Below are 6,362 nucleotides of genomic sequence, written 5' to 3' on the forward strand. Positions count from 1 at the left end.
TTGCCCCTGTTCTGTTTGTTGATTAAGGAGCAATTCTTCTTTTGCATCTGTCATCATAAAAGAGATAAGAGCAACAATAAAGTTATTTTCTCATCTTTTTTAGAATCACATATAAGCTACCCAGAAATAACGCAGCTATCAACAATAAACCAACAAAAACCACACCAATTAACTTATATAATCTTTTTTCTTCTCTATTTTCTTTTTCTACTTCATCCTGTTGTTGCTTTTCTGCTATATCTGCTTCACGGCCGATGTTAGCCTCATTATTCTCAATCTCAATTAATCTCTGTTCAAGAGCAATGATTCTATTTGCTTTACCAACCATACTTCCTTTTATTCTTGCACATTCTAAATTTTCAACATCAAATTCTTGGCACTTCTCCTGTTCTTGCTGGCTTAATTCTTGGATAGCTGATCTTAGTTGTTCAATTTCTCCCTCTATGTCTTCTTTTGTTTCTGCGTTCGCACATAAAGGAAGAAAACTGACCAAGCAGGATATAAACACCAAACTATATACCGATTTCTTCACTTTCATTTGGTTTCTCCTCGTCAGTTTTATTATTAGTATTCACCATCTAAAGTGTAAATTCCTTCTTCCACTAAAGTTCTCGCTGAACTATATAATATTGAAACTCCCCAGTTTCACAATAAGAAGTTCAACATAATAGGGCATTAATGGTGCAGTACCAATCCTTCTTAGATCAATACCCTTTTAGTTTAATATGTGTCGTATTCTTCTTAGTAACAAAATTATTTTCTATATCCTCTAATCTCTAAACCGACCTTATGATTTCTCATATTTTTCCTGTCTTCTTTCAAATCTAGCAGGGTAATTTAATATTAAGCAAACTAGTAATTAAGCATCGAGGGAGAGTGGATTCTGATGTTAGCGAAAGATCTATTGAACTTTATGGAAGAGAATGAGTTATACGGCGTGGAAGATGCTAACGAAATACTGTCAGAACTTCATTATGAAAATGGTTTGATTGAACCTCTTGAATTTATTGGAGGAGAAGATTTTATTAGGAACCTTGCTGTAGCATTAACTCATTTTTGTTTTAGGAATGGGCCTGTCGAAGATATGCATAGTGGAAGGGTAGGTTATTTTGAAGCTACGCCTGAGACTCCACCTGAGCAGATTAGTCAATTGTCCCAAGAAGATATGAAAACATTAAATAAATATATGGTTGATAAGCTAGGGTTTTTCTTTACGCTTTTGGTAAATGAACGCTACGTTGAGCTTAAATACTTACTTGAATTCGATATGCAATGTGGGACAGAATGGGATCCGCCTAATATTAAAAAAGAATGGGAAGAGTGTTGTAGGTATTTAAGGTTGTATTTTGAGGATGATATGGAATAAATATATGCCAGATAATAAACGAAGTAGTGAAATGATAATGCTGTCTTTGCATAAAAGGAGAGGTATGGATATGAAGATGGATTGGAATGAAATTTATAGAGCGTGGAGATGTGAACTTGAGAATATGTATCCGTTTGTTTCTAAGGAGCTTAATATCGAAGAAATAAAAGTCAATTACAAAGGAACGGGATATATAGACGGAGTAACTTGGTGGCCTTCGATAAAATTAGACGAACGAAAAAAAGCATTAGAAGAAAACTTTAGGAATATTGAACTGTTTGATGAGACTAGAAAAGGAATAAGGAAAACTGCAAATATGTTGTGGGAGGTAAGAAATGATCCAGAGGGGATTGCTTTGGTGTGGATAGCTGCTTCACTGTGGAATAAAAGGGAAAGAATGAGTCTTAAAGTTGATGAAATGTTAAAAATAGCTTTAAAGGAATTAGCAGATAGATATGAAATTCAGTGTTGGCATAATCTAAGTAAGACGGTCCTTCCTATTTGTTTAGATAAAGAACTTAGGTTGTTCGATGTTAAATTAGGGGAAATGGAAATGTACTCGCTAATCAGTATGGCTGTAATAGAAAGTAGCTTAATGAATTCTAACTATACAATTGTTCATCTATACTCCTAATTGTTATAGATTAGATGAATTGTTAAGAATTTTCCTCTCAATAGTAATTAGAAATCTCAATATGATTGCGTGGAATTACGAACATCTGGTTATCCTAATAAAGACCACCATACCTTCATTCAAAATGGAGGTATTTGCAATTATGAAAGGAAGTATAACAAAGAGAGGATCTTCATACAGTGTCCGAGTGGATATTGGGAAAGATCATAATGGACGGAGGATTCAAAAGTCAAAGAGCGGTTTCCGGACAAAAAGGGACGCTCAGGAATATTTGAATCAGCTATGGATGGATACTCAAAGAAGAGAACTGTCTGAAGAGCCGTTTGATCAATTTGTGGAGAAGTGGTTCCACACGTTTTATCGAAGAAATGTGGCTGAAACGACAGCCGGGAACCGGTGGTATCTTATCCAGAAGCATTTGGTGACCTATTTTGGACAGACTCAGCTAAATCACATTACAGCAAGAATGTTGGATGAGTTTTATAATGAGAAGCTGGATGAGGGGCTTTCGACCAAGACTGTCAGGGAGTTGCATAATTTACTCAATAGTGTCCTGTCCCAAGCGGTTAAATGGTCTCTACTTGAGAACAATCCTGTGTTGGTGGCTACGCCACCAAAGGTCCGTTCAAAAGAATCGACCCCCTGGAATCAAGCACAAACCGAACAATTCTTACAGGCCATCCAAGGAAAACCGGATGAGACCTTCTTTATCCTAGCGATCTTTACAGGGATGCGGAAGGGAGAGCTGTTAGGATTGAAATGGAATGATATTAATCTGGTGAAGGGAAAGATCCACTTGCGTAGGAGTGTCGCTCGGGTAAAAGGAAAAGGGCTCATCGTGAAGGATTTGAAAACGAAAAAGTCTAAGCGGCAAATCTCCATCTCCCCTTATGTGGTAAAAGTTCTTACGGAACATCGCCAGGTACAGGGGAGGGAGAAGAGTCAATTCTTTGGGTATCGAGAGGAAGGGATTGTCTTTCCAACGAATAAAGGAATGTACAAAGATCCAAACAATATCTTAAGAACCTTTAATCGGTATATTGAGAAAGCGGAAGTCCCGAAAATCACCATACACGATTTACGTCATCTGCACGCTACCTTGATGCTGGAGAGCGGCGTGAATCCGAAAATCGTCGCTGAACGATTGGGTCACAGTCGGGTGGGGGTGACATTAGATCTCTATTCTCACGTATCCTCCGATATCCAGGAGGAAGCGGCCATCCGCTTTGAAGAAGCATTCTTTCAATAATCATAGAGCCAAAATAACTTGTGCAATAAATGTGCAATCCCACCTGCTCCTCGAAAAGAAAGCTCCCGTAAAACAAGAAAAAACCCTTGATTATCAAGGGTTTCTCGGTAATGGAGCTAAGGGGATTCGAACCCCTGACCTCTTCGCTGCCAGCGAAGCATTCTCCCGCTGAACTATAGCCCCAAAATATTATCTCTTTTTTCTTACAAATTCTATTTTATCGAAATTCAATAGAATGTCAATGTGGATTAAATAATTTTTTAGAAAATAAACATGTAGCTAATACCTAAAAAAGCAGCGGTGTGAGAACACAGCCGCTGCCGCTTTATGGAGAAGAGAAGTATCATGCATTTTCAATTTCAATGCTCATGATTCCATCAATCTCTGAAACGGAATAATATACATCGGTTACTTTGCGTTTGTTGTCAACTGTTGTTCTGAGCTGGACAAGGTGATTTGTAGCCAAGTCCTTTATCCTCACTGATTTAATAGCAATATTATGCTTTTCAATAAGAGAAATGATTGCGGCAATCTTTTCTTTCTCTCCTATAACGAGTTTTAAATAGAGTTCCTTTTCTCTGAACTTCCGCGGCCCGATGAGATTGAATAGGTATGGCAATAGTTCAACACTTATAATTAATAATAGTACGCCTGCGATTGCTTCCATATAGAAACCTGCGCCTACGGTTATTCCGATACCGCCGGCTCCCCATATAAGTGCCGCGGTAGTTAAACCAGATATGCTGTCATTCCCTCTTCTAAGGATGACACCTGCTCCGATAAAGCCAATCCCAGACACAATCTGTGCTGCTAGACGGAGAGGATCCATTGTGACAGCCACTCCGAATTCTGAACCTTTGGCCGTATAGGCTGATTCAATAGAAACAATCGTCAACAGGCAGCTGACGATAGATATGACAAGGGAGGTTTTTAGACCGACAGGCTTCCTTTTAATTTCTCGTTCAAGGCCGATGATCAGTCCCAGTGCGGCTGAAATGCACAATTTCACAAGCATATGTGCGTCAATTATAGCGAAATCCATTGCTTTAACCGCCTTTCTGTGAGAATCTTCTATCTAGAATAAGATATGTCGTGATAAAGTTCCACTATTATGAATTGTTTCTAAAAATAGTATGTAAATAAAGTTAAAGGTTGGATCTATATATGAAAAATACATTTTATAAACCCTATATAGCCATTGCAATCGGTGTAACAGCTATTTCATCCTCGGCTATACTTGTGCGCTATTCAAGTGCGGATTCAGGTGTCATGGCTTTTTATCGATTGCTTTTTTCAAGTTTGATGCTTTTGCCGCTTTTCTTTCGCGGAGCGATAAAGGAGGTCAGGAGCTTTCGACTGAAGGAATGGCTTCTTTCCCTGGTATCAGGGGTGTTTTTAGCCTTTCACTTCATTCTATGGTTTGAGTCATTAAGGTATACTTCAGTCGCAAGCTCAACGGTACTCGTGACGATGCAGCCTTTATTTGCTTTTATTGCTGCTTTTATTTTATTTAAGGAAAGGGTAACAGCAGGGGTCTTCTTTAGTATCATCCTTGCTATAGGTGGAAGCATTGTTATTGGAGCGGGAGATTTTACTGCGGAGGGAACAGCACTGTACGGAGATGCTCTTGCTTTATTGTCGTGTGCACTTATAACTGCTTACTTTATGATCGGGCAGATTTTACGAAAGAAGGTCGGGCTGACAGCATACACCTTTACCGTCTATAGTATGAGTGCGGTCGTGTTGGGATTCTACGTATGGTTAAAAGGAGAGGCATTTGGTCCTTATCCGCCAGCAGAATGGGTGATTTTTCTGTTGTTGGCTATAATACCGACTTTATTCGGCCATTCCTTGTTGAATTGGGCACTTGGGTGGGTAAGCGGTACAACAATTTCTATGGCAATCCTATTTGAACCAGTAGGGGCAAGTGTTTTGGCGTATTATTTACTACATGAACATATAAAGGTAGCCCAACTGATCGGTTCGGCCATGATATTATTCGGTCTAGGATTATTCATTTTAATATCAAATAGAAAGAGAAAAATACAAGTGAGAAAGGTGTCAGATTAAATGTGTTTCTTCTATAAGGATTAAATCCTGCCGTGATGTTATGTAGGTATAGAGAAGGGAAATAAAAAAAGTTATAAAAAAGTACTTGCGCAACTTTATAGGAGCATGGTATATTTACTAACGTTCACTTCGAGTGAATGAAAAGTTATAAAAAAGTTGTTGACGCAGAATAGTTATTCTGGTATATTATTTAAGTCGCTTGAGCGGCACAAGATAATTGAAGTGATAAGCTCTTAAAACTTTTTAAAAAAAGTGTTGACAGCTAAAAGTTATCTTGATATAATATGAAAGTCGCTAAAACGACGAATAAAAAGAAATAGATTGTTCTTTGAAAACTAAACAAAACGAAACGCTAAGCAAGTCTTAAAACTTGAGAGTTTAACTCTCGTCAATGTTTTAAATTATAGCTAGATCAAACATCTTTTGGAGAGTTTGATCCTGGCTCAGGACGAACGCTGGCGGCGTGCCTAATACATGCAAGTCGAGCGAATCAGATGGGAGCTTGCTCCCGGATGATTAGCGGCGGACGGGTGAGTAACACGTGGGCAACCTGCCCGTAAGATTGGGATAACTCCGGGAAACCGGTGCTAATACCGAATAGTTTCTGACACCTCATGGTGCCAGAGGGAAAGTTGGCTTTGGCTAACACTTACGGATGGGCCCGCGGCGCATTAGCTAGTTGGTGAGGTAACGGCTCACCAAGGCGACGATGCGTAGCCGACCTGAGAGGGTGATCGGCCACACTGGGACTGAGACACGGCCCAGACTCCTACGGGAGGCAGCAGTAGGGAATCTTCCGCAATGGACGAAAGTCTGACGGAGCAACGCCGCGTGAGCGAAGAAGGCCTTCGGGTCGTAAAGCTCTGTTGTCAGGGAAGAACAAGTGCCATTCGAATAGGTTGGCACCTTGACGGTACCTGACCAGAAAGCCACGGCTAACTACGTGCCAGCAGCCGCGGTAATACGTAGGTGGCAAGCGTTGTCCGGAATTATTGGGCGTAAAGCGCGCGCAGGCGGTCCTTTAAGTCTGATGTGAAAGCCCA

6 protein-coding genes, 1 tRNA gene and 1 rRNA gene (1 of these 8 cut by a window edge) are annotated in these 6,362 nt (G+C 39.8%); 5 read left to right on the forward strand and 3 right to left on the reverse strand.

Annotation, left to right across the window (positions count from 1 at the left end):
- Positions 1-82 precede the first annotated feature (82 nt).
- Entirely contained in the window at positions 83-538 is a 456-nt protein-coding gene (locus AC622_RS03285) for a hypothetical protein (protein WP_049669776.1), read from the reverse strand.
- Between the two features lie 348 nt (positions 539-886).
- Here AC622_RS03285 and AC622_RS03290 point away from each other — a divergent pair, with 348 nt between their 5' ends.
- From AC622_RS03290 to AC622_RS03300, 3 genes are all read left to right on the forward strand, one after another.
- A complete protein-coding gene (locus tag AC622_RS03290) occupies positions 887-1,366 on the forward strand; it encodes a hypothetical protein (protein ID WP_049669777.1) in 480 nt (159 codons plus the stop codon).
- A 70-nt stretch (positions 1,367-1,436) separates the two neighbouring features.
- Complete coding sequence (locus tag AC622_RS03295) at positions 1,437-2,000, forward strand: hypothetical protein (RefSeq protein ID WP_156185549.1); 564 nt, start codon at positions 1,437-1,439, stop codon at positions 1,998-2,000.
- A gap of 142 nt (positions 2,001-2,142) precedes the next feature.
- Positions 2,143-3,249, forward strand: coding sequence for a site-specific integrase (locus AC622_RS03300; RefSeq protein ID WP_049669779.1), 1,107 nt, complete (start codon positions 2,143-2,145; stop codon positions 3,247-3,249).
- A 111-nt stretch (positions 3,250-3,360) separates the two neighbouring features.
- Here the strand turns inward: AC622_RS03300 and AC622_RS03305 are convergent.
- Together AC622_RS03305 and AC622_RS03310 are read right to left on the reverse strand one after the other, a co-directional pair.
- Positions 3,361-3,432: transfer RNA gene (locus AC622_RS03305), tRNA-Ala, on the reverse strand.
- Positions 3,433-3,592: 160 nt separating this feature from the next.
- Entirely contained in the window at positions 3,593-4,291 is a 699-nt protein-coding gene (locus AC622_RS03310) for an MgtC/SapB family protein (protein WP_156185550.1), read from the reverse strand.
- Between the two features lie 122 nt (positions 4,292-4,413).
- Here AC622_RS03310 and AC622_RS03315 point away from each other — a divergent pair, with 122 nt between their 5' ends.
- Together AC622_RS03315 and AC622_RS03320 are read left to right on the forward strand one after the other, a co-directional pair.
- Complete coding sequence (locus tag AC622_RS03315) at positions 4,414-5,319, forward strand: DMT family transporter (RefSeq protein WP_049669780.1); 906 nt, start codon at positions 4,414-4,416, stop codon at positions 5,317-5,319.
- Between the two features lie 420 nt (positions 5,320-5,739).
- A 16S ribosomal RNA gene (locus AC622_RS03320) occupies positions 5,740-6,362 on the forward strand (it continues 932 nt past the right edge of the window).

Source organism: Bacillus sp. FJAT-27916, assembly GCF_001183965.1.
GTDB lineage: Bacteria > Bacillota > Bacilli > Bacillales > Pradoshiaceae > Pradoshia.

What these genes read in the sequence shown, in the direction of transcription:
- AC622_RS03315 (WP_049669780.1), top strand. Translation starts at nt 4,414, where the DNA reads ATGAAAAATACATTTTATAAACCCTATATAGCCATTGCAATCGGTGTA.
- AC622_RS03310 (WP_156185550.1), bottom strand. Translation starts at nt 4,291, where the DNA reads ATGGATTTCGCTATAATTGACGCACATATGCTTGTGAAATTGTGCATT.
- AC622_RS03290 (WP_049669777.1), top strand. Translation starts at nt 887, where the DNA reads ATGTTAGCGAAAGATCTATTGAACTTTATGGAAGAGAATGAGTTATAC.
- AC622_RS03285 (WP_049669776.1), bottom strand. Translation starts at nt 538, where the DNA reads ATGAAAGTGAAGAAATCGGTATATAGTTTGGTGTTTATATCCTGCTTG.
- AC622_RS03300 (WP_049669779.1), top strand. Translation starts at nt 2,143, where the DNA reads ATGAAAGGAAGTATAACAAAGAGAGGATCTTCATACAGTGTCCGAGTG.
- AC622_RS03295 (WP_156185549.1), top strand. Translation starts at nt 1,437, where the DNA reads ATGAAGATGGATTGGAATGAAATTTATAGAGCGTGGAGATGTGAACTT.